1 protein-coding gene is annotated in these 1,528 nt (G+C 46.5%); it reads right to left on the bottom strand.

The genetic code is table 11. The features are described from left to right. On the bottom strand, positions 1-1,528 hold a 1,528-nt coding region (locus BO26_RS18435), incomplete at both ends, for an esterase/lipase family protein (protein ID WP_036774070.1).

The following is a 1,528-nucleotide window of genomic DNA, read 5'->3' on the forward strand; positions in this document are numbered from 1 at the left end:
ATTGCGCTATCTTGACAATCGCTCGCAGGGTAAACCAACGGGTATTTTGGGTATTATCTGTTTTATAAGCGCCTTCATGATCAACTTCTACCCCCAATAACGAACGCAAGCCACTGGCGGAAAACTTGCCGCTTTCAATCGGCACGGTGCCATCACCGGGCTGTTGCGGATCTGCAATAGCAAAAGCTTTTAGGTGACTATGATCATTAGGTTTGTTTGGTTCAGTGGAATACCCCACCATACGCGTACTTGCAAGATGATTATTATACGGGTCGTATACCGGGCTATTAAATGCCAGCCCAGGGTCATCTCCCCGGTTAACCAGAGTACGCACTACCCAACGAACTACGCCATAGGAGCGGTATTTCATGCTGTTACCATAAAAAGCATAAGTATTGTTGTGGTAACGGCCATTTAATCCTTCAATAAAAGGCCGAACTTGCGTCAACAATAAATCATGATACTTATCCCAATCTGCCTGCATTACCGCCCGGTTTTGTTTTTCATTAGCTGGGTTAATCAAGCGTTCTTCGCATAACCCCCACCACTTATCGCGCTGCAAGTAAATTTCTTCATAAGGGTCACGTTTCGGTAAGGTATAGAGCGTCCTGCCATCTTTAATCTGCAACCATCCGGTGCCATATCTCAGACCAGGTAATAACTGAAGTGGTCCCGGTGATTGCGCCATCACCGGGGTCAACTGGGCACCATCTTTACCAATCACCAGTCCAACCATGCCACTTTCACCTGCTTTCATCCGTTTATAAGCCATTGGAGAGCCATAGGTCGGCATTACCCCATGGACGATACCCAAAATTTTGTTACGCTTTCCCAGTACTTCTGAATAGTAACGAGCGACCAATCCCCCCATAGAATGGGTCACCAGAATCACTTTCTCACAGGGTTGACCATTCCGGTTATAATCTGTCGTAATCTTTTCAATATGGTCAACCAGCTTATTTGCCGACTCTACATTAGACTGAAGCCAGTTATACCCTATCGCATGGACTGGAAACTGATACTGATAACTCAGTTTAATCTCATTCCGCGAGAGCTTCTCTTCCCCCATTTCAGCCTGTAGATCCATCAATTCCAGTTGCTGACGTAGTGTCTGCCCTCCCGTCTGATTCAACTTGTTGAACAATAATTCATCCTGATCATCCAGTGCAGCCTGAAGCCAAGACAGAAATTCACCGTAACTCATATAAGCTACCTGCCCCCAACCCCGCTCTTTCCGTGAGGGAAATTTAGGGCCTTCTTTATGATTGTCGTCTACCCTGCCCCGTGAATCGACTACTGTATTCTCTGGATCAAGCAACTTTTTGCGTGTCTCTGCCCCCTTTATTATCCACCCCCACAGACTTCCAAGACCATTTACACACCAAACTGACGTTCCATGTTTGTCCTGCAAATTACTCCCCATCACCCCGGGTAGAAAAATCACCGGGATCACCCGGTTTGGCACCTTATAACAGATGGCTTTCAGATTTTTTTCACTGGGCGCGTTAACTAACGGGTAATACAGCCT

It is taken from the genome of Photorhabdus australis DSM 17609, from assembly GCF_000711895.1.
Taxonomy (GTDB): domain Bacteria; phylum Pseudomonadota; class Gammaproteobacteria; order Enterobacterales; family Enterobacteriaceae; genus Photorhabdus; species Photorhabdus australis.